This is a genomic window from Bacillus sp. FSL W7-1354 (assembly GCF_038002405.1).
Classification (GTDB): domain Bacteria; phylum Bacillota; class Bacilli; order Bacillales; family Bacillaceae; genus Bacillus; species Bacillus paralicheniformis.
In genome coordinates, this window is sequence record NZ_JBBOCL010000001.1 from 1363100 (window position 1) to 1382313 (window position 19214).

The window sequence follows — 19214 nt, forward strand, 5'->3', positions numbered from 1 at the left end:
TATTTTATCGTCATGGAAATCGCAGATTAAAAAATCCCAAGGTATATACCTTGGGATTTCATTTTTCGAGAACACCGTAATGAAACAGGGCCGTTTTGCGTTTTTTTACGCGAAATCCGTATTTTTCGAAGCGCGGACTTTTCCAGTGGTCTTTCAAGACCACTCTTTTTCTGGCGACCCGAAGGGCTTCATTTAAAGCACCGTCAAGCATAAACTCGGAATGCGCCCACTTTCTTAAAGGGGCGATGCCGTTTGATTCTTCGATTCCATCATCAAACATCGGGTCAAAGTAAACGATATCTGCTGAATCATCATCAAGCTCCAGCAGATATTCAAAGCTGTCGCCGGAATGAACCCGAATCCTTTTCATCGCCTGATCCAAAGCGTCAAGGCCTGTCTCCCACGATTGAAGCCCCGCCTCGACAAGAAAAGCGAGGAGCGGGCTTTTTTCAATTCCGCACACCTCGCCTTGTTCGCCAGCGGCAAGGCTTGCAATGATGGCGTCTGATCCAAGGCCGAGCGTACAATCGAGCAGCTTGTCTCCCGGTTCAACTTGTGCAGCTTCGACAAAAGGATCCGGTTCGCCTCTTAACATGCGCTTCGCCCGGAACATCGCAGAGTTCGGGTGGAAAAAGAACTTTTCGCCTTCTGAATGATACAGCTCGAAGCGCTCTTTTCCAACCACGAGAACATCTTCCTGCTCTGTCTCCCGGATTTGGCGAATCGGCCGTTTTCTCCGTTCGGAAAAGCGGGCGCCGAGCGTCCGGCTGATTTTTTCCGCCGTTAAAACCGTGTTTTCAGTCGGTCTGTAGCTTGTTGTGACAATCATGTTCTTCTCCGTAAAAAATGCCCTTCAAAGGGCATTTTAGCAATGTTTTTCAAAAGCGTCCGTGATGTTTTTCATAATCTCCGTCATTTCACGGCCTTCAATCTGTTCACGAGGAATGAAATGAACGACTTTTTTGCCTTTCAGCAGTGCCATTGAAGGTGAAGACGGTTCATATCCTTCGAAGTATTCCCTCATTTTCGCCGTTGCTTCGCGGTCCTGTCCGGCAAAGACTGTAACGGTCTCATCAGGCCCGTTTTCGCTTCCGGAGGCGGCCTGAACGGCTGCCGGTCTCGCCAGCCCTGCGGCACATCCGCAGACTGAATTGACGACGACGAAAGTCGTGCCTTCTGCACCTTCCATGAATGTCTCAACTTCTTCCGCGGTCGATAACTCTTTAAAGCCGGCCTGCACCAATTCCTGACGCATCGGAAGAACGAGCTGGCGCATGTATTCTTCATAAGCTGTTGACATATTAAAAAGCCCCCTCTATAAACCTTGACTACTGATGTCAAGGATACTACAGCGGGGGCTGAATTTCAAACACCGGGCGAAAAAACCGCTAGATTTTCATAATGCCGCCGGTATTGGCAGATGTCACCAGCTTTGAATACCGGGCGAGATAGCCCGTTTTCACTTTCGGTTCAAATCCGGGCCAGTTTGCTTTTCTTTTTTCCCACTCTTCATCGGAGATTTCGATGTTTAAAATCCGCTTTTCGATATCAACAATGATATGGTCGCCGTTTTCTACGAAAGCAAGCGGGCCGCCTTCAGCTGCTTCTGGCGAAACGTGGCCGATCGAAAGACCGCGGGAGGCTCCGGAAAAGCGGCCGTCGGTAATTAAAGCAACTTTCGGACCAAGGCCCATTCCGACGATCTGCGAAGTCGGTGCAAGCATTTCAGGCATTCCCGGTCCGCCTTTAGGACCTTCATAGCGGATGATGACGACATCTCCCGCTTTTACTTTACGGTTAATGATGCCGTCAAGCGCTTCTTCCTGTGAGTCAAAGACAACCGCAGGTCCTTCATGGCGGGTAATCCCGTCTTGGACGCCGCCGGTTTTAATGATCGCACCGTCAGGCGCCAGGTTGCCGAACAGGACGGCGAGTCCGCCTTGCTCTGAAAACGGCTGATCGATCGGATGAATGACCTCGTAATCTTTCACTTCGCGCCCGGCAATATTTTCGCCAAGCGTTTTTCCCGTTACGGTCAGCGTATCCAAGTGAAGCGCGCCTTCTTTTTTCGACAGCTCGTTTAAGACTGCTGATACGCCTCCAGCTTCATGCAAATCTTCAATAAACACATCGGAAGCCGGCGCAAGCTTTGATAAATGCGGAACCCTTGCCGCTACCTCATTGATCCGTTCAAGCGAGTAGTCGACCCCCGCTTCATTGGCGATCGCAAGCGTATGAAGGATCGTATTCGTTGATCCACCGAGCGCCATGTCTAAAGCGAACGCGTTGTCGATCGCTTTTTCGGTCACGATGTCGCGCGGTTTAATATCCGACTTGATCAACTCCATCAGCTGGCGGGCCGACTGTTTGGCAAATTCCCTGCGGTCGGGCGATGTCGCCAAAATGGTGCCGTTGCCCGGCATGGCGATGCCAAGAGCTTCAGAAAGGCAGTTCATCGAGTTGGCCGTGAACATGCCCGAGCATGATCCGCATGTCGGACAGCCGAACTGTTCAAGCTCCTCAAGCCCTTTCTCATCGATTTTGCCTGATTGATAAGCGCCAACGCCTTCAAATACAGAGGAAAGCGAGATTTTCCGTCCGTCGCTCGTTCTTCCCGCTTCCATCGGCCCCCCGCTGACAAACACGGTCGGAATATTGATCCGCATTGCTGCCATGATCATACCCGGAGTGATTTTATCGCAGTTTGGAATACATACCATTCCGTCAAACCAGTGCGCTGATACAACCGTTTCCACTGAATCGGCGATGATTTCGCGGCTCGGAAGAGAATATCTCATTCCGATGTGCCCCATCGCAATTCCGTCGTCGACCCCGATTGTATTAAATTCAAACGGAACACCGCCGGCCTCTCTGATCGCCTCTTTGACGATTTTTCCAAACTCCTGCAAATGGACATGACCCGGTACGATATCGATATATGAGTTGCAAACGGCAATAAACGGTTTGCCGAAGTCCTCTTCTTTTACCCCAGCCGCGCGCAGCAAACTGCGGTGCGGCGCTCTGTCGATCCCTTTTGTAATCATGTCACTGCGTAAACCTGTCATCGTGATCCTCCTAAACATCTTCGTATTTACATTCTATATTTTCTGAATATTCAGTTTTAAAAAACTGTCTGCTAACCGCTTGCCGGACTGATCCGCAAGATGACGGCTGTTTTGATCTTCATCTGTAAATCATTCCCCATGAATCAGAACCTCCACATTCCATATGATTGCTAACTACTATATATATTTTCAGCGTGTTTTTCAACAATATTCGAAATATTTTTATAGAAAAAGTGATATTTTATAACAAGACGCGTGACTTTTTTCAAAATTCCCGGATGGATCGCCGCTGCAGAGCGAAGAGCTTAAGGCATAAAAAAAGACGCTGTTTCCAGCGTCCTTGTCAGCCGTCTTTTTTGCGGCTTTCCGTCATTTGCTTCCATACGGAGCCTTTCGCTTCTTCACCGTATTCGATCCGTTCGACCGCCATTTTGACTTGAAGGCTAACTTCAAATTCGGGATCGTTTTCAGCTTCTTTTAAAGCGGGAAGCGCGCTCTCATCGCCGACTTCGTACAGAAACATGGCGGCTCTCCAGCGCACAAGCTTGCTCGGGTCCTTGAGCGCTTTGATCATTGCCGGAATCGCTTCCGGGTTTCCGATGTCTGACAGACAATCACCGGCTGTTCTTCTGACCGTGATCGTTTTGTCTTCGAGTGCTTGATATAAAAGAGGAAGCACCGCAGGCGTTTCGATCATGCCCAAATAAACGACAGCAAGTCTTCTGATCGATGTTTTCGGGTCATTGAGCGCTTTTTCGAGTACTGGAATGTCCTTTTCATCCGGATCCATTTGTTCAAGATGGGCATAGCGTTTTTGCCAATCTTCCTCATCCATCATTTCAAGCGTTACCCGGTAAGACTTTCGCTGCACAGCCGCGCGTTTATCCTCAGCATCGCTTGATGCGGCTGATTCCGTCAGCTTCCGCAGGCGCTCCTCATCGTAAGCCGCCTCAAGCTCTTCCGTTACTTCACGGCCGATTTCTGAAAAATCGCCGAATCTGACGCCTTGCTCTTTCCAAGACCGTTCGAGCACGACGTTGGAAGACGCGGTTTTAAGCTTCAAGATCGCTTCTTGGAAACGTTCCGGAAGGCCGAAGCGCTCCTCGCGCTCGCCGTCGGTCAATTTCACCTGCATCGGTATCCCGCTGAACATTTGCACGAAGACTTTAACTTCGCCAAACGATTCTTTTTCTTCGGAACGGCCCCCCGCCTCTTCGGCTTCGTCCATTCCGAAAGCAGCACGCACCGCAGGGAGGATGTCTTTCCAGTCAAATCTCGCATTGCGCTCGACAGCGATAAAATCGGCCACATGGTAGACGCCTTTTACTCCCTCTATGTTTAAAACCTCTTGGATGACGGGAGGCGCGCCTTCCGCATGGTCCTTTTTATAATTATTGCTTTTTCCGCCCGGCAGTTCTTCGGTCAAAATCACCTTCATTGTATTCGGGCTCGGTGTCGGTTCTATCGATTTAATTTTCATCATTGTCCCCCTCTGTTAAAAGATCCGGTCTTATTCTACCATAACCCCCGGCCCTGATCTATCAAGGCGGCTTTCTCCGGAGAAGGCGCATTCATTTTCCAGTTCGCCGAGAAATTCGAGCATCAGCTGATGCCTTTTTTCTGCGAGCATCCTTCCCGTCTTTGTATTCATCAAATCTTTTAAAAGGAGAAGCTTCTCGTAAAAGTGGCCGACAGCAGTAGGCGCATTGGCGCTCCCGTAGAGGAGATGACCCTTTGCCCCTGCATACATCAAAGCCCTGGCGATCCCGACGGCGCCGATCGCATCAAGCCGATCGGCATCCTGAACTGCCATACCTTCTTTTGAAAGGCGTTCGTCTTTATATTTTTCTCTGTCTCTGAATGACATTCTTGTGATGATGGCAAGAATCCCGTCAACCGTTCCAGGATCGACCTTCCAGTCTTCTGAGAGGCGCCTTTTCAACTCATCAAGCGGAACCCGGTGTTCATCGTCCAGCTTTACATCAATCATATCGTGGAGAAGGGCGGAAGCTTCGGTCACAAACAGGTCTGCACCCTCTTCTTTTGCAATCTGAAGGCTTATGTTCCGAACCCTTTCGATATGCAGCCAGTCATGTCCTGTCCCTTCGGCTGCGAGCTTTTTTCTTACCCATTCGGACATCAAGCAGATCTGTTCTGTTTGTTCCTGATTCAGCCCAGCCATTTCTGAATGGCCTCCTCCATCTCCTTTGGATTGGTTTGCGGTGAAAAACGCTCAACGTTCTCCCCGGTTTGATCAACGAGAAATTTTGTGAAATTCCATTTGACCGCTTTTGTTCCAAGCATGCCCTTCGCCTTGTTCGTCAAGTGGCGGAACAGCGGGTGGATTTGATCTCCTTTTACATTCACCTTCGAAAACATCGGAAACGTGACCCCGTAGTTTACGCTGCAAAATTCTTCTATGCTCTTTTCATCGCCAGGCTCCTGATTCATGAATTGGTTGCTGGGAAAGCCCAGAATCTCAAGCCCCCGGTCTTTATATGTTTCATACAAGTCTTGAAGCTGTTGATATTGGGGTGTAAATCCGCACTTTGAGGCCGTGTTGACGATGAGAAGCACTTTGCCTTTATACGGCCGCAGTGTCGTGTCCTCGCCTTTAATCGTCTTGACGCTGATATCGTAAATGGACATGACGGTCCCTCCTTTTTAGAATAAACCTTTGGCCCTGCCGTCTTCACCGACATCCATTTTAAGTGCAGCAGGATGTTTCGGCAGCCCGGGCATTGTTAAAATGCTGCCAGTTAAAGCGACGATAAATCCCGCGCCCCTCGATGGTTTTAATTCACGGACGGTGATGCTGAAACCTTTCGGCCTGCCAATTTTCTCCGGATCATCTGATAAAGAATACTGAGTTTTGGCCACGCATACTGGCAGCCCGTCCAATCCGTTCTTTTTCAATTCCAGCAGCTGCTTTTTCGCCTTTTCGGTAAACTCTACCCCCTCGGCTCCATAAACGGTGCGGGAAATTTTGGCTAATTTGTCTTCGATCGAGTCGGTTAATTCGTATAAATAGGAAAAATGATTGTCCTTTTGCTCCATGACATGAATGACTTCCCTTGCCAGGTCAATCCCGCCTTTTCCGCCTTCTTCCCAAACATTGCACAGTGCAGCCGGATGCCCGTTGTCCCTGCACCAGCCAAGAACCGTCTCAAGCTCATCCTCCGCATCGTGGACGAACCTGTTGACGGCCACAACGTACGGAAGACCGAAGGCGTCTATCGTTTCGATATGCTTGGCAAGGTTTGCGATTCCGCTTTTTAATGCGTTTACGTCTTTTTGCTTCAAATCGGCGAGAGGCATTCCGCCGTGCATTTTCAGCGCTCTTACGGTGGCGACGATCACGACCGCTCCCGGGGTGAACCCGCCGGCTCTCGTTTTGATGTGCATGAATTTTTCCGCACCCAAATCCGCGCCAAATCCCGCTTCAGTCACGACATAATCAGCCAGTTTCGCCGCCGTTTTAGTCGCGATCAAACTGTTCGCCCCGTGTGCGATGTTTGCAAACGGGCCTCCGTGGACGAGCGCCGGTGTTCCTTCAACAGTCTGAACAAGGTTTGGTTTGATGGCATCTTTTAACAGGAGAGCGAGCGCTCCTTGAACACCGAGCATGCCGGCCGTCACCGGCTGTCCGTCAACAGTGTAGGCAACGATCATTGCTGCCAGACGTCTTTTTAAATCGGCCAAGTCTCTGGCCAGGCATAAAACGGCCATGATTTCCGATGCGACAGTAATGTCAAAGCCGTCTTCCCGGGGAAATCCGTTCGCTTTTCCGCCTAAGCCGACAACGGTTTCGCGCAGCGCCCTGTCATTGAGGTCAAGCGTCCTTTTCCAGACGATTTTTCTAATATCGATGTTTAATTCGTTTCCCTGATGAATATGATTGTCTATAAAAGCCGCCAAAGCGTTGTTCGCAGCTGTGATCGCATGCATATCTCCTGTAAAGTGAAGATTGATATCCTCCATCGGCAGAACCTGGGAATATCCTCCTCCGGCAGCCCCGCCTTTCAGTCCCATTGTCGGACCGAGTGAAGGTTCCCTCAGTGCAACGATCGATTTTTTGCCAATCTGCCAGAGCGCCTGGCTCAATCCGACGGTGACAGTCGACTTCCCTTCGCCGGCCGGGGTCGGGTTGATGGAGGTTACCAAAATCACCTGTCCATCGTTTTTTTCTTTTAAACGCTCAAAAATTTTTAAAGAAATTTTCGCTTTTGTGCAACCAAAACACTCTATTTCATCGTCATTTATATTGAGCTTCCGTGCAATTTCGGCAATCGGTTTTAATTCCGTGCTTTGGGCGATTTCTATGTCTGATAGATGGGATTTCATTTGCAAGAGGATCCTCCTTTTGGTTCATCACACGATGATTTTCCATATTTTTCACACACTTCTTTCATTGTAACACAATTCACACATTGAAATATCGCCAAAAAGTTCCTATAATGAAGAAAAATCAGCGGAGAAAACCGGAGGTGGCGTGTTGCCTATCAACATACCTATCAATTTGCCAGCGAAGCAGATTCTTGAAAGTGAAAATATTTTTGTCATGGATGAAAAACGGGCTTTTCATCAGGACATCAGACCTTTAAATATTGTGATTCTTAATCTGATGCCGCAGAAAATCAGGACCGAGACACAGCTGCTCAGAATGCTCGGAAATTCTCCTTTACAGGTATATTTCACTTTTTTAATACCGTCTACACACACGCCAAAACATACACCAAGGCAGCATTTGGAACAGTTTTATACAACTTTTTCTTCGATCAGGGACAAAAAATTTGACGGCATGATCATTACCGGCGCGCCGATCGAGCACCTGGAGTATGAGGAAGTGTCCTATTGGAAAGAACTTCAGGAGATTTTAGAGTGGAGCAAAACGCATGTCACGTCAACGCTTCACATCTGCTGGGGAGCGCAGGCGGGGCTTTATCATCATTACGGAATTCGCAAAGTCAAACTGCCGAAAAAAACATTTGGCGTTTTCGAACACAGAATAATGGAGAAAAATGAAAGACTGGTCAGAGGCTTTGAAGAGTTCTACTATGTCCCGCATTCAAGGCATACAGATATAAATATGGATGACCTAAAAGCCGTTTCTCATTTAAAAGTGCTCAGCGTATCCGATGAAGCGGGCGTCTGTTTAATTGCTTCAAAAGATGAAAAACAAGTTTTTTTAACTGGACATCCTGAGTATGATACAGATACTCTTAAAGAAGAGTATGAAAGGGATTTGGCCAGAAACATGGACATTGATCCGCCGGTGAATTATTTTAAAGACGGGCCGGACGGCGCGGCGCCTGTAAACCGCTGGAAAGCCCACGCGACTCTTTTGTTCATGAACTGGCTGAATTATTACGTTTACCAGGAAACACCGTACGAGTGGAAATGAAATTCTCATGCCCTGGTCTGATGCAAGACATTCAAAATGTGTTAAAATACTGTTGGGTTAGTCTTCCATAAGGGGGTTCGGCTTGGCCGCGAAAGCAGGAATAATAAGGAACCCAGTGCTTTCCTGCCGATCCATACTTTAAAAATACCTTAATTTTTGTTCTTCATTTATAATTAAAATAATATTTATGGTATGGTATGTGTGGACATTGACTCCTGTTTTTTTACCATTTTAGCTCTTGCTGTTTGAATTAATTGAGGTGAATATGCTTGAATACCAATAAAAATATATTAATTTTGACTGCAAATTACGGAAATGGCCATGTTCAAGTAGCCAAAACGCTCTACCAAGAGTGCGAACGGCTCGGTTTTAAGAATGTAACTGTTTCGAATTTGTATCAAGAATCAAACCCGATTGTGTCAGAGATCACACAGTATCTCTACCTGAAAAGCTTTTCAATCGGTAAACAGTTTTATCGCCTTTTCTACTATGGGGTCGATAAAATTTACAATAAAAGAAAGTTTAATATTTATTTCAAAATGGGAAATAAACGGCTGGACCAACTGGTTAAAAAACATCAGCCAGACATCATCATCAATACGTTTCCAATGATTGTCGTACCCGAATACAGACGGAGAATGGGAAAAGTCATTCCGACCTTTAACGTCATGACGGATTTCTGCCTTCACAAAATTTGGGTCCACGAACACATTGACAAATATTACGTAGCCACTGATTATGTGAAGGAAAAACTGCTCGAAATCGGCACTCACCCGAGCAATGTCAAGATCACGGGTATTCCGATCCGCAGGCAGTTTGAAGAAGAAATGGACAAAGATAAAATCTACGAGAAGTATCAGCTGTCTCCCGACAAGAAGATATTGCTGATCATGGCAGGCGCACACGGGGTTCTTAAAAACGTAAAGGAACTGTGTGAATCTCTGGTGACGAAAGAGGATGTTCAAGTCGTCGTCGTGTGCGGAAAAAATACGATGCTGAAATCTTCACTGGAAGACATTGAAGCCCTTTATCCAAACAAGCTGAAATCACTCGGTTATATCGAAAGAATTGACGAGCTGTTCAGGGTGGCTGACTGCATGATCACAAAGCCGGGCGGAATTACCTTGACGGAGGCCACGGCAATCGGCGTTCCCGTCATCCTTTACAAGCCTGTTCCCGGGCAGGAAAAGGAAAATGCCCTGTTCTTCGAAGACAGAGGAGCTGCCATCGTCGTCAACAGGCATGAGGAAATTCTTGAATCAGTCTCCTCCCTTTTGGCTGATGAGAAAAAGTTAAACGAAATGAAGAAAAACATTAAAAACTTGCATTTATCCAATTCATCAGAAGTCATCCTGACGGACATTATCGAGCAGTCTGAAATCATCATGAACAAAAAACAGACTGTCCGGGCGCTGTCCTAAAAAAGCCCGAGTCAAAAAAACACTTGCCCTGCAAGTGTTTTTTTCGTTTAATATTAAGATTCCGAGTAATAAACTTCTTCAAACGGCTGCACAACGACAAACCCGTTCCCTGAAAACTTCATTTGGATCGATTCCCCGCTTCCCCTGCCGATGAACGTCTTAAAAGATACATCTGTCACAAATTCAGGCTGAAGGCTTCCAGACCAGGCAACCGTTGCGTTTGGATCGGTATAGACTGGGCTTTCCGGGGTTACGATCAAAGTGAGCGGTTCGTAATGGCTTGTGATTGCAGCCATTCCAGTTCCCTCAAGCTTAATGTTAAACAATCCGCCGGCCAGCATGCCGGAAATTCTTTTCATCAGTTTGATGTCCCAATGGATTGATGGCTCAAATGCGAGCAGATCGTGCCCGTTCACAAATATGGAGTCCCCCTTCAAGTTTAAGATGGAGATCTTCTTTCCTTGATCAGCAAGGTACACCTTTCCGTTTCCTTCCGCTTTCATCAGTGCAGCCCCTTCTCCGCTGAACACTTTTTTCACCATCCGTCCAATTCCGTGTTCAAATACCCCTTCACGCTTAAATTTGACTCTTCCCCTGTAGGAAACCATCGAACCGGCCTTTGCCCACACTTTTCCATCGAGATTAACTTCCAAGAGACGGGGTGTTTCCATTTCAAACAGCCCCTCCCCTTTGTCTTCCTGCTGGGTTTTGGATACAAACTCATCAACCGAATAACGGTTCATCTATAAACACTCCTCTTCGCATTCCTGATATTGGTTTTATTATATACGGGCTGACGCTTAAAATGTTTCGTCCACTTTGCGAAAAATAATGATCAATAACCAGAAACTGAAAACGATTTCAAAGAAATTCCTTAAAAAAGCATTAAAGTTCATTTTTTTCTCTTGACAGCTTGACGAAGCCTCCATAGATAGTGTATAGTGAAACCATCATTTAGCAGAACACCGTTAGATGATGAAAATTTTTTTTAGCACATTGTGCTACAGTACTAGGAGGATTAAGCAATATGCAAAACGGTAAAGTAAAATGGTTTAACAATGAAAAAGGCTTCGGCTTCATCGAAGTTGAAGGCGGAGACGATGTATTCGTTCATTTCACTGCAATCGAAGGTGACGGATACAAATCTCTAGAAGAAGGACAAGAAGTTTCTTTCGAGATTGTTGAAGGTAATCGTGGACCTCAAGCATCTAACGTTGTAAAGCTTTAACAAAATCAAGACAATTGAGACTTCAAATAAGAGGAGAGGCATTTTTTGCCTCTCCTATTTAATTTTCAGCTGAATTTCGATTGCCAGTATATTTTGCTTCAACCTTTGCTCGATTTCCTCAATGTTCTTCTCGAGAGATGGACGCCCCTTTTTCGCGATATCAACGAGCTGTTCAAGATCTTTATATACCTCCACAAATGTCTTGTGAAGAACGGTTTGCAGTTCATTGCTTTCCACTGTTCCTCAGACTCCTTTTTTTCATGATTACCTAAATTAGTAATAAAGACTTATATTTTTTAGGTTCAATAGTTATATCGGATTAATTTTACTTTATTTTTTCTATTTCACACATAAAAATGCCTTTTTTAGAAAAAATACTTGTCGGAGGTGTATGATCATGAACTCAGAACATCGCGATGATCTTGTAACGGGATTTAATCAGCGCAAGCAGCTTGAAATAGCCGTAGAAACCGCCCAAAAGACGACGGGAATGGCGACGAGGCAAAAGAGCTCCACTTTGCTGAAATCGGCGTATCAATCCATCGAAGACGCCAGACAGCTATCACAGGCTGAGGAACTATCCGCACTGGATGAAGACTTCTTAAACGAACAGCTCAACATCTTAAATGATTGCCAGCACCAGCTTGACGAATCACAGCATTAAAAAAACCGCGTTCAGCGGTTTTTTTAGCGCGGCCCAAGGATGATGGTTTATTGGGGGGATCAATTTTTGTTTGTCAGCACGTCTCCATAGGTTCGGAGCTTTTCTCCGACCGTGCATTTTGAAATGCAAAATGCGTGGGCATACGTTTTTCCGTATTCTTTTCTGAAGTGTTTTTTAATGAAGCACCCTTCACAGTAGGTGTCCTGCAAATGTGTGAGTTCCTTAAAGATCTCTTTCTTATCCAAAACGTTCATCTCCGTTATTCATCTAGTTTGATTTGGCTTTCCACAATGGTATGCTCAAGCATTTTTTTTGCGAGCTGATCCGCTTCCTTGTTGTCTTTGCGGCTGATTTGAATATAGGTGGGCGTTAGCTTTAATTTTTGAAGCTGGCTCTCGATTCTGTCCAGCCATTTCGAATGAACGGGGTCATAGCATGGCCAGTTACCTTCAAGCTGGTTCAGCACGACGAGCGAATCCCCTTTTATGACGACGGAGTTCCTGCTTGCCCCAAGGTCTCTAAGCTCTTTAACGGCTTCGGAGAGAGCCGCATATTCCGCCTCGTTATTCGTTGTCAGCCGAAAGCTCTTGTTCTTTCTCAATCGGTACCGGTCCCCGCCGAGGGAGTAATATATCACAATGCCTAAACCAGCGAGCTGACTTTCTTTATCATAGCTGCCGTCAAAATAGACGGTGATCTCATCCGGTTCAGCCGCAAGTTCTTCTTTCAGCTTTTCCAGCTCTTTCAGAGTCCAAAAGCTGCCCTTCTCATCTTCAAACTCAAGTTCAGTGACATACGGACTTTGAGAAAGCTGACGCCCAGCCGCCACTGCCTCTTTCATCTCGATCCATTCATCAGCTGTAAAAGGAATGGGTGAAGACCCTTTAATCTTGATTTTCATACCTGCTCTCAGTTTCACAAAATCACCTTTATTCAAATTATGGCTTGTTATGCTATAATCAAAACAGTTTATTCAGAAAGGAAGTACCCGTTCTTGTTTAACGAAATATTATGGATTAGTTTTGCGATCATTAATTTTATCATTGTTCTCTTCTTTTTTAAACGATTTGGCAAAACCGGTTTATTTGTCTGGATCGGTTTTGCGACAGCCGCCGCCAATATCGAGGTGGTCAAAACGGTCGAGCTGTTCGGGTTGACCGCGACACTCGGCAACATCCTGTACGGAAGCGTATTTTTTGCGACTGACGTCATCAATGAAAGATACGGAAAGGAAGAAGCGAAAAAAGCCGTTTCAATCGGTTTTTTCATTCTGATTGCTTTGACGCTCGTCATGCAGGGAGCGCTTCTGTTCAAGCCGCATCCGGAAGACATTGCACAGCCTGCGCTGGAGACGATATTCGGCTTCTTGCCCCGTGTGGCGCTCGGCAGCCTGCTCGCCTATATCATCAGCCAAACGCTTGATGTTTATGTATATTCGGGAATCAGAAGGTTATTTCCTTCCGATCGGGCACTGTGGCTTCGCAACAGCGGCAGCACAGCCCTAAGCCAGCTGCTCGATACATTGATTTTTACAAGCGTCGCATTTATGGGCGCTTATCCGCTGAATGTCTGGATTCAGATTTTCATCACGACATATGTCTTGAAATTCGTTGTCGCCGTTTTCGCAGCGCCGTACGCTTATGCCGCTAAAAGAATCACCCCTTTGGATGAAAGGAGCGGAAACAATGCCGATTGAGGTCTATATCGACGGAGCAAGCGCGGGTGATCCCGGACCGTCCGGACTTGGCATTTTCATCAAAGACGGTCAGAAGACCGAGTCCTTCTCCCTTCCCGCCGGCTTACTGAGCAATCATGAAGCGGAATTCAAGGCGCTGATCGAAGGAATGAAGCTGTGCGCCGAACGAAACTACCGGATCGTTTCGTTTCGGACCGATTCGCAGATCGTCGAGCGCACGGCGGATTTGGAGTTTGTCAAAAATCAGGCATTTAAGCCTTATCTGGATGAAATCATCCGCTTAAAAAACGATTTTGATTTATTTTTTATCAAGTGGATTCCTTCGAAGTCTAACCAGGCGGCTGACAAGCTTGCGAAAAAGGCGATATTGCTGAATCACCCCGAGTAAAATCCATTCCCGCTGCACATCATAACAAGTGAGGTGGTTCATGTGGAAAAACAGCATTCAGCAGGAAGAGGCCGCCTGACAGGCGGTGTCACGCCCCAGGGAGATATTGTATTAAACCGGGATAACCGGCATACAGACCCAAAAACCGAGCTTGAAAACCGGGCGAAAAAAAGCAACACAAAACATTAGAGAGATCGGTTATCCGATCTCTCTTTTTTCGAATTTCACCAGCAGCGGTTCGATTCCCCGTATTTGATGAAGTCTCAGCATCGCTTTCGCCCTGTCATGCATCAAGGTGAAGTCTGCGTCGTCCAATGAGCAGGAAAGCGGTACATCGCATTTGATTTCTGCAAGGATTCTGGACAGCTTCAGGTCTTCAAGACATTCGGTTATTTTCGTCTGCTGACCCTTTGTCAGCTGTCCGATGTTTTCCAGCAGCCGGTCAACAGTCGAATATTCCTTAATCAGTTTGTAGGCCGTCTTTTCGCCGATGCCTTTTACACCCGGGTAGTTATCGCTTGTATCACCCATCAGCGCTTTGATGTCAATCAAAGCCTTCGGCTCGACACCGGTCTCTTCACTGAATGATTCTTCCGTGTATACTTTATAATTGCCGATTCCCTTTTGTAATAGGGCGACTTTAACATTGACTGTTAAAAGCTGAAGCAAATCTTTATCACCGGTGACGATCGTGATCTCCGCTTCTTCGCTGAACATCGCTGACAGCGTGCCGATGCAGTCATCGGCTTCATAGCCCGCAATGCCGATATTTAAAATCCCGAGCTCTTCCGCCGCTTCCTTTGCCATGTCAAATTGCGGTATCAATTCTAGAGGCGGCTCGCCGCGATTCGCTTTATAGTCCTTAAATAAATCGTTGCGGTACGTTTTGCTTCCCATGTCCCAGCAGCAGACGACATGACTCGGTTCAAACGCAGACACCGCGGTTAACAGATGCTTTAAAAAGCCGTGAACCCCGTTCGTCGGCACCCCTTTGTCATTCAGCATAAAATTGCGGTGCACCGCAGTCGCAAAAAAAGACCGGAATAATAAAGCCATCCCGTCTACAAGCAGCAGCTTCTTGTTCATTATGGAAACTTCCTTTCATCATACAATGCACTTATTGTACCACAGGAGCAAAAATGATGAAAACAGCGTCAATCGACGCTGTTTCTATTTTTGGTGCTGTTTTTTGCTAGAAATTAATTTGGCGGCTTCCATTTGCGAATAGGATTCAGTCGCAAATTCAGTATTAAAGCCGTTCTTCTTTTTAGCGTTGTTGTTTCGCTGTGCATTCGCGTTGCCAAGCTTTGTTCTTCCCATTACACTTCACCTCCAGCGGGCGTGACATGGTTTATGTTTTGCAAAAAAACATGACGCCACACGCGGAAGGATTCACCAGCTAGGCCTGCGGATATTTTCGGCTGACGTATTCGGCGACCATTTCTTTCGAGACGAGCCGTCTCGTGGGAACGATGCCTTTTTTGGCCAATTCGTTCATTTGCATGGTAATTTGGTTGATGAGGCCGGTTGAAAATGCTTCATTTCGCCGACACTTATCAACCGCTTCATCGATCGCTTTTTCCCTCTCCTGTTCGAGTCGCACGAACTGCTTGATGTGCTGGTGCTGTTTTTTGGAATGTGCTGTAATGGCTTCATGAACGTTTGTCATCATCTAATTCCCTTCTTTTTTTATTCAGTCTATCATGTCTGCCGGCCAGATATCCATACCAATATCAATCTGATTTAACTTGAGCGGAGCCATTGGCCTGCCAAGTTATGCGCTTTTTCAATGTTTTCACGCTCTGCGCTTTCCAACGGCTCATGAAAGTACGCTTCTTTTTGTTCTTCGAGTTGAGCTTTTGCGGACAGAACAGCCGCTTTCTGTAATTGTCCGGCGCTCGTTTTGCAGCGCTTTAAACATGTCCGCTTTTCACGTTGAATCCATTCGTCCGTGATAGCCAAAAGCTTTGCAGTAAACGCCTCGACAAGCCGGGCTTTGCCATTTTGCTGAAAAAACGCTTTAGGCGTTTTGAACATTTTCAGTTCATCTGCAAATTCCCCTTCATCCGCTGACGCTGCAGCTGTTTCCCAGCTGCCGGTCTCAGGGCGGTCAGCTGTGATATGAACCGCAAAATAAGGATTATCGGCAAGCCGCTCTTTTACGGCATTTGCCCACTGTTCGCCGGCATACTTGAGCATGATGTTTTCCATTCTGATATCAAGCGCTTTTAGTTCCTGCAAAAATTCGAATTCATACTCCTTTAAGCAGCTTTTCAAAGCGGTTTGCAGATTGGCGCGCCAATCTCCGTTCTGAAGACCTGGATGGATTGCAGCTTTAAATAAATCATGTGCATAAAAGGCCAGGCGCTGCCTCATGTGGTAAAATTGCTCTTCCACATCCTTTTCGGTCATTTGAAGGATTGATGATCCCTTTTCTGCTTCTTCAATGACAGCTAAAGCCGCTTGATAAGCTTTGGCGATCCGCTTTTGCTCCGCTTCCTTTTCTTCAGCGGAACGGTGCAGTGAACGGCGGAGCTGAAAGACGGTTTCACACAGTTTTTTGCCTTCATCAAGCAGCTCTTCGACAGCTGTTCTGGCTAGACCATTTTCGATAAAATCGTCGAGCTCCCGCTTTAATCTGCTGAAATCGTTATTCGGCGAAGCTTTTTTGCTGAGCTCCTGTTTGCTCGATACGTGATACAGATGCGGGTTTTGAATGCCTTCTTTCAAGAGCTCTCCCCTAACATAGTCTTCAACCGTCTGTAATTCGGCCGGGTTTTCCGCGAGGTCTGCCGCATTTAAAATAAAAAACATTTTATCCATGCTGAAAGCGTCTTTAATGAGTCCGAGCTTGCGCAAAAACGACCGGTCCGCTTTGGAAAATGCATGCTGGTAGTATGTTAAGTAAAGCAGAGCATCGGCATCTTTCATGTATTGAAACGCAAGCTCAGTATGCCGCTTATTCATGCTGCTGGCACCCGGTGTATCGACGATCGTAATTCCTTTCTCCGTGACCGGTGTGCTCAAATAAACGGTGACTTCACGGACGGCGCAGGCCGTTTGTTCTTCAGCGACATACGGATGCAGATCTTCAGCGGAAATCGTCAGGTTTTCCCGATCGTTGATATATGAACCATAACGCTCATAAGCTTTGAGGAAGTTCTTGATCAGCAGCCGTTCATCATCATCCAGGTCTCCTTTTTTCAAAAGCTTTCCAAGTTTTTCGCCAAAAGCGGAGCCTTTTGCCGCAGCCATTTTCCCCTCCAATAGCTGATCCAGTTCCGCTCTGATTTCCTCTTCCGCTTTAAAAACGACTTCAGCCGTCCCGTTCCTTTTGGTTCCCGACGGTTTTGTTATTTTATTAATCGTTGCCGTTGTCGGCGTCGGAGATGACGGCAGCACTTTCCGCCCGCAGAGCGCATTTGCAAAAGACGATTTGCCGGAACTGAATGCGCCGAAGAGCGCCAGGGTAAACTGCCTTGTATGAAGGCGTTCCGTTTTGTCCAAGAATGCTTTTCGCTGCTTTTCCAAAGCAGGAATATCCGCCAAAAACCGGGCCAAGTCGAAAAAGTGCTCAATGTACTCAGAAACGCCCTTTTTCGGATGGAGCACATCGTCTTTACGGCTGCTGTTTTCCCCTTGCACACGGACCGGTTCCGCTCGTCGGGCATCAAGCGGTTTTTCAAGGGGCTTTTTTTCTTCGGCATACCAATTCGCTGGTAGCTCGCTCTGATCGCCGTGTTCCCATTGATCCCAGAGACGGTTTGCTTTTTCATATGACTTCTGCTGTTCGATCAACCGGCTTTCGAGCTCGGCGAGCTTCGCCTGTTCCGCTTCATATTCGACTTTCATCGCTTCCGCCTGCAGGACGTTTCTTTCTTTGATGAATGTTTTGAGCTGATCGATAAGCGGCTGCGCTTGTCTTTTTGCCTTTCTTCTGATGTTTTCAGCCAGTTCTTTCGTATAGTTCAGCACGTATTCCGGTGTAAGCTCAGCCCCTTTTTTCTGGGAACGAAGCAGTTCATTTTCATCTACTTCTGTCCGAAATTGAAGAACGTCCCGAAGCAGTTCATCACTCTGGACGTTAAAGCGGTTCATGAAAGCCTTGATTGCTTCAATGACATGCCAGTCGATTTCGGCTTGAACCCTTTTTTGAACGTCGGCAAGAAACACTTCTTTTCGTTTTTGTTTTTCTTCAAGCGTTTTGGCCTTGCTGAAAAGAAAGCCTTTTTTAAAGCCTTTTTCGATAGATTCCAAATACGATTTGGCCAGTTCTCTCATCTCAAACGGCGTTAAGTTTGCGTTTTGGGCAATTGTATGAATGTCTTTTTTGATTTGTTCCTCCGCCCGTTTTTCCTGTTCTATCAAATCGGCAAGCCGTGCTTTTACAGACTCGACTTTTTCTCTTAAGGAAGCGGTTTCTTCAGACAGAGCCATGTCTTCGTCACTGATCAGCATTTTGATATGTTCATGAATCAGGCTGCTGATTTTTTGCTCCGTATATGCCTTTAGCTGCTGTTCGGATTGATGCTGCAACCTTTCCAGCACAGCGCGAAGCCGGGTGAATTCGTTCAGCGGATGACCGGCTTCGGTGACCGATGTAAAAAAGAGATGATCTTCATCGATCCCTTCTTTCTGCAGCATATCAAGCACTTGCTTTTTATAGGCATGGAAGCCTGTTTCTGCTTCGTCATGACGGTCAATCTGGTTCACGATGAAAAAAATATTGGGTATCTGATCTTTTATTGATCGAAGAAATTTCACATTTTCTTCGGAATGGACATGATTGTAATGCACGACATAAAACAAGGCATCCGCCTGGTGAAGTATCGAAGACGCCGATAAAAAATGGGCATCGTCCGTCGAATCAATTCCGGGCGTGTCAATTAAGACGGCCTGAGGCGCGATTCCTGAAAATGGCCCCTCGATTTCCACCATTTCAATCTGGCTGCCGTCCCTGCAGTACGCCTGCACTTTTTCTTTATCATAAGAGCCATCCATCCGGGCGTATCTTCCATCGATCGTATGGAGTGTTGTTTTCATTTCCCCCCGGCGGACCAGCACAAGATTGGCGCTTGTCGGTATCGGACTTGTCGGCAGGACGTCTTCCTGAAGCAGCGCGTTCAATAGCGATGATTTTCCTGCTGAATAATGTCCGGTTAACGCAATGTACACTTCTTTTCTCAGCCATTTTCGGATGATTCCCGCAAGCTGCGCAGACCGCTTGTCATCCCCGTTCTTCCTGAGCTCCCCGAAAACCGCTCCGGCTCTTTTCAACAGGTCGTCTTTCGTGTTTATTTGTGCCATGTTTCCTACCCCTTTTTGCGTTGTTGTTTGCCATCTTAGCC

General features: G+C 46.6%; 22 protein-coding genes. 7 read left to right on the plus strand and 15 right to left on the minus strand.

Annotated features, from left to right (window positions below):
• Nucleotides 1–58 precede the first annotated feature (58 nt).
• The 7 genes from MKZ04_RS06920 to MKZ04_RS06950 form a co-directional block, all read right to left on the minus strand.
• The gene (locus tag MKZ04_RS06920; protein WP_341045587.1) at nucleotides 59–829 is read right to left on the minus strand and encodes a class I SAM-dependent methyltransferase; all 771 of its coding nucleotides are present in this window, start codon (nucleotides 827–829) and stop codon (nucleotides 59–61) included.
• A gap of 36 nt (nucleotides 830–865) precedes the next feature.
• Nucleotides 866–1300 (minus strand): BrxA/BrxB family bacilliredoxin, encoded by a 435-nt coding sequence (locus MKZ04_RS06925; protein ID WP_309539368.1) that lies wholly within the window; start codon nucleotides 1298–1300, stop codon nucleotides 866–868.
• Between the two features lie 88 nt (nucleotides 1301–1388).
• Entirely contained in the window at nucleotides 1389–3065 is a 1677-nt protein-coding gene (gene ilvD, locus MKZ04_RS06930) for a dihydroxy-acid dehydratase (protein WP_020451884.1), read from the minus strand.
• Nucleotides 3066–3408: 343 nt separating this feature from the next.
• The gene (locus MKZ04_RS06935; RefSeq protein WP_026579412.1) at nucleotides 3409–4545 is read right to left on the minus strand and encodes a conserved virulence factor C family protein; all 1137 of its coding nucleotides are present in this window, start codon (nucleotides 4543–4545) and stop codon (nucleotides 3409–3411) included.
• Between the two features lie 30 nt (nucleotides 4546–4575).
• A complete protein-coding gene (locus tag MKZ04_RS06940; protein WP_271725277.1) occupies nucleotides 4576–5247 on the minus strand; it encodes an HD domain-containing protein in 672 nt (223 codons plus the stop codon).
• On the minus strand, nucleotides 5235–5714 hold the full coding sequence (locus MKZ04_RS06945) for a glutathione peroxidase (RefSeq protein ID WP_020451887.1): 480 nt from the start codon (nucleotides 5712–5714) through the stop codon (nucleotides 5235–5237). Before MKZ04_RS06945 ends, MKZ04_RS06940 begins: the two co-directional genes overlap by 13 nt.
• A gap of 15 nt (nucleotides 5715–5729) precedes the next feature.
• On the minus strand, nucleotides 5730–7409 hold the full coding sequence (locus tag MKZ04_RS06950; protein WP_048350165.1) for a formate--tetrahydrofolate ligase: 1680 nt from the start codon (nucleotides 7407–7409) through the stop codon (nucleotides 5730–5732).
• A gap of 151 nt (nucleotides 7410–7560) precedes the next feature.
• Between MKZ04_RS06950 and metA the strand changes: the two genes are divergently transcribed.
• Both metA and MKZ04_RS06960 read left to right on the plus strand, forming a co-directional pair.
• Nucleotides 7561–8469: a homoserine O-acetyltransferase MetA gene (gene metA, locus MKZ04_RS06955; RefSeq protein ID WP_195258119.1), complete on the plus strand. Its 909-nt coding sequence runs from the start codon at nucleotides 7561–7563 to the stop codon at nucleotides 8467–8469.
• Nucleotides 8470–8738: 269 nt separating this feature from the next.
• The gene (locus tag MKZ04_RS06960) at nucleotides 8739–9890 is read left to right on the plus strand and encodes a diglucosyl diacylglycerol synthase (protein WP_020451890.1); all 1152 of its coding nucleotides are present in this window, start codon (nucleotides 8739–8741) and stop codon (nucleotides 9888–9890) included.
• Between the two features lie 53 nt (nucleotides 9891–9943).
• Here the strand turns inward: MKZ04_RS06960 and MKZ04_RS06965 are convergent, their stop codons facing one another.
• Complete coding sequence (locus MKZ04_RS06965; RefSeq protein WP_020451891.1) at nucleotides 9944–10633, minus strand: AIM24 family protein; 690 nt, start codon at nucleotides 10631–10633, stop codon at nucleotides 9944–9946.
• Nucleotides 10634–10917: 284 nt separating this feature from the next.
• On the opposite strand from MKZ04_RS06965, the gene cspD reads away from it, so the two are divergent.
• Nucleotides 10918–11118 carry a cold-shock protein CspD gene (cspD, locus tag MKZ04_RS06970; protein ID WP_003230776.1) on the plus strand — a complete coding sequence of 67 codons (201 nt, stop codon included), beginning with the start codon at nucleotides 10918–10920 and terminating at the stop codon, nucleotides 11116–11118.
• A gap of 54 nt (nucleotides 11119–11172) precedes the next feature.
• Here cspD and MKZ04_RS06975 read toward each other — a convergent pair whose 3' ends face one another.
• Nucleotides 11173–11355: a hypothetical protein gene (locus MKZ04_RS06975; RefSeq protein WP_003182837.1), complete on the minus strand. Its 183-nt coding sequence runs from the start codon at nucleotides 11353–11355 to the stop codon at nucleotides 11173–11175.
• A 160-nt stretch (nucleotides 11356–11515) separates the two neighbouring features.
• Here MKZ04_RS06975 and MKZ04_RS06980 point away from each other — a divergent pair, with 160 nt between their 5' ends.
• A complete protein-coding gene (locus MKZ04_RS06980; RefSeq protein ID WP_020451892.1) occupies nucleotides 11516–11782 on the plus strand; it encodes a DUF2564 family protein in 267 nt (88 codons plus the stop codon).
• Nucleotides 11783–11841: 59 nt separating this feature from the next.
• On the opposite strand, the gene MKZ04_RS06985 is transcribed toward MKZ04_RS06980, so the two are convergent.
• Together MKZ04_RS06985 and MKZ04_RS06990 are read right to left on the minus strand one after the other, a co-directional pair.
• Nucleotides 11842–12027: a zinc-finger domain-containing protein gene (locus MKZ04_RS06985; RefSeq protein WP_003182841.1), complete on the minus strand. Its 186-nt coding sequence runs from the start codon at nucleotides 12025–12027 to the stop codon at nucleotides 11842–11844.
• A gap of 14 nt (nucleotides 12028–12041) precedes the next feature.
• Nucleotides 12042–12683: a reverse transcriptase-like protein gene (locus MKZ04_RS06990; RefSeq protein ID WP_206761193.1), complete on the minus strand. Its 642-nt coding sequence runs from the start codon at nucleotides 12681–12683 to the stop codon at nucleotides 12042–12044.
• Between the two features lie 93 nt (nucleotides 12684–12776).
• On the opposite strand from MKZ04_RS06990, the gene MKZ04_RS06995 reads away from it, so the two are divergent.
• From MKZ04_RS06995 to sspL, 3 genes are read left to right on the plus strand one after another with little or no spacing between them, the layout of a single operon-like run.
• Nucleotides 12777–13478: a queuosine precursor transporter gene (locus tag MKZ04_RS06995; RefSeq protein WP_023857402.1), complete on the plus strand. Its 702-nt coding sequence runs from the start codon at nucleotides 12777–12779 to the stop codon at nucleotides 13476–13478.
• Complete coding sequence (locus MKZ04_RS07000) at nucleotides 13468–13866, plus strand: reverse transcriptase-like protein (protein ID WP_020451895.1); 399 nt, start codon at nucleotides 13468–13470, stop codon at nucleotides 13864–13866. The genes MKZ04_RS06995 and MKZ04_RS07000 overlap by 11 nt, the downstream gene beginning before the upstream one ends.
• A gap of 42 nt (nucleotides 13867–13908) precedes the next feature.
• Nucleotides 13909–14055: a small, acid-soluble spore protein L gene (gene sspL, locus MKZ04_RS07005; RefSeq protein ID WP_003182847.1), complete on the plus strand. Its 147-nt coding sequence runs from the start codon at nucleotides 13909–13911 to the stop codon at nucleotides 14053–14055.
• 9 nt (nucleotides 14056–14064) lie between these two features.
• Here sspL and MKZ04_RS07010 read toward each other — a convergent pair whose 3' ends face one another.
• The 4 genes from MKZ04_RS07010 to MKZ04_RS07025 form a co-directional block, all read right to left on the minus strand.
• On the minus strand, nucleotides 14065–14952 hold the full coding sequence (locus MKZ04_RS07010; protein ID WP_020451896.1) for a 5'-3' exonuclease: 888 nt from the start codon (nucleotides 14950–14952) through the stop codon (nucleotides 14065–14067).
• 84 nt (nucleotides 14953–15036) lie between these two features.
• Complete coding sequence (locus MKZ04_RS07015) at nucleotides 15037–15186, minus strand: hypothetical protein (RefSeq protein ID WP_003182852.1); 150 nt, start codon at nucleotides 15184–15186, stop codon at nucleotides 15037–15039.
• 79 nt (nucleotides 15187–15265) lie between these two features.
• Nucleotides 15266–15535 (minus strand): YpbS family protein, encoded by a 270-nt coding sequence (locus MKZ04_RS07020; RefSeq protein WP_023857403.1) that lies wholly within the window; start codon nucleotides 15533–15535, stop codon nucleotides 15266–15268.
• A gap of 74 nt (nucleotides 15536–15609) precedes the next feature.
• A complete protein-coding gene (locus MKZ04_RS07025) occupies nucleotides 15610–19173 on the minus strand; it encodes a dynamin family protein (RefSeq protein WP_341045592.1) in 3564 nt (1187 codons plus the stop codon).
• Between the last annotated feature and the right edge of the window lie 41 nt (nucleotides 19174–19214).

Excerpts from the sequence above, each read along its gene's own strand:
- ilvD (WP_020451884.1), bottom strand. The coding sequence starts at position 3,065 with ATGACAGGTTTACGCAGTGACATGATTACAAAAGGGATCGACAGAGCG.
- MKZ04_RS06935 (WP_026579412.1), bottom strand. The coding sequence starts at position 4,545 with ATGAAAATTAAATCGATAGAACCGACACCGAGCCCGAATACAATGAAG.
- MKZ04_RS06965 (WP_020451891.1), bottom strand. The coding sequence starts at position 10,633 with ATGAACCGTTATTCGGTTGATGAGTTTGTATCCAAAACCCAGCAGGAA.
- MKZ04_RS06940 (WP_271725277.1), bottom strand. The coding sequence starts at position 5,247 with ATGGCTGGGCTGAATCAGGAACAAACAGAACAGATCTGCTTGATGTCC.
- MKZ04_RS07000 (WP_020451895.1), top strand. The coding sequence starts at position 13,468 with ATGCCGATTGAGGTCTATATCGACGGAGCAAGCGCGGGTGATCCCGGA.
- MKZ04_RS06980 (WP_020451892.1), top strand. The coding sequence starts at position 11,516 with ATGAACTCAGAACATCGCGATGATCTTGTAACGGGATTTAATCAGCGC.
- MKZ04_RS07010 (WP_020451896.1), bottom strand. The coding sequence starts at position 14,952 with ATGAACAAGAAGCTGCTGCTTGTAGACGGGATGGCTTTATTATTCCGG.
- cspD (WP_003230776.1), top strand. The coding sequence starts at position 10,918 with ATGCAAAACGGTAAAGTAAAATGGTTTAACAATGAAAAAGGCTTCGGC.
- MKZ04_RS06920 (WP_341045587.1), bottom strand. The coding sequence starts at position 829 with ATGATTGTCACAACAAGCTACAGACCGACTGAAAACACGGTTTTAACG.
- MKZ04_RS06990 (WP_206761193.1), bottom strand. The coding sequence starts at position 12,683 with ATGAAAATCAAGATTAAAGGGTCTTCACCCATTCCTTTTACAGCTGAT.
- MKZ04_RS06950 (WP_048350165.1), bottom strand. The coding sequence starts at position 7,409 with ATGAAATCCCATCTATCAGACATAGAAATCGCCCAAAGCACGGAATTA.
- MKZ04_RS06945 (WP_020451887.1), bottom strand. The coding sequence starts at position 5,714 with ATGTCCATTTACGATATCAGCGTCAAGACGATTAAAGGCGAGGACACG.
- MKZ04_RS07015 (WP_003182852.1), bottom strand. The coding sequence starts at position 15,186 with ATGGGAAGAACAAAGCTTGGCAACGCGAATGCACAGCGAAACAACAAC.
- MKZ04_RS07025 (WP_341045592.1), bottom strand. The coding sequence starts at position 19,173 with ATGGCACAAATAAACACGAAAGACGACCTGTTGAAAAGAGCCGGAGCG.
- MKZ04_RS06925 (WP_309539368.1), bottom strand. The coding sequence starts at position 1,300 with ATGTCAACAGCTTATGAAGAATACATGCGCCAGCTCGTTCTTCCGATG.
- MKZ04_RS07020 (WP_023857403.1), bottom strand. The coding sequence starts at position 15,535 with ATGACAAACGTTCATGAAGCCATTACAGCACATTCCAAAAAACAGCAC.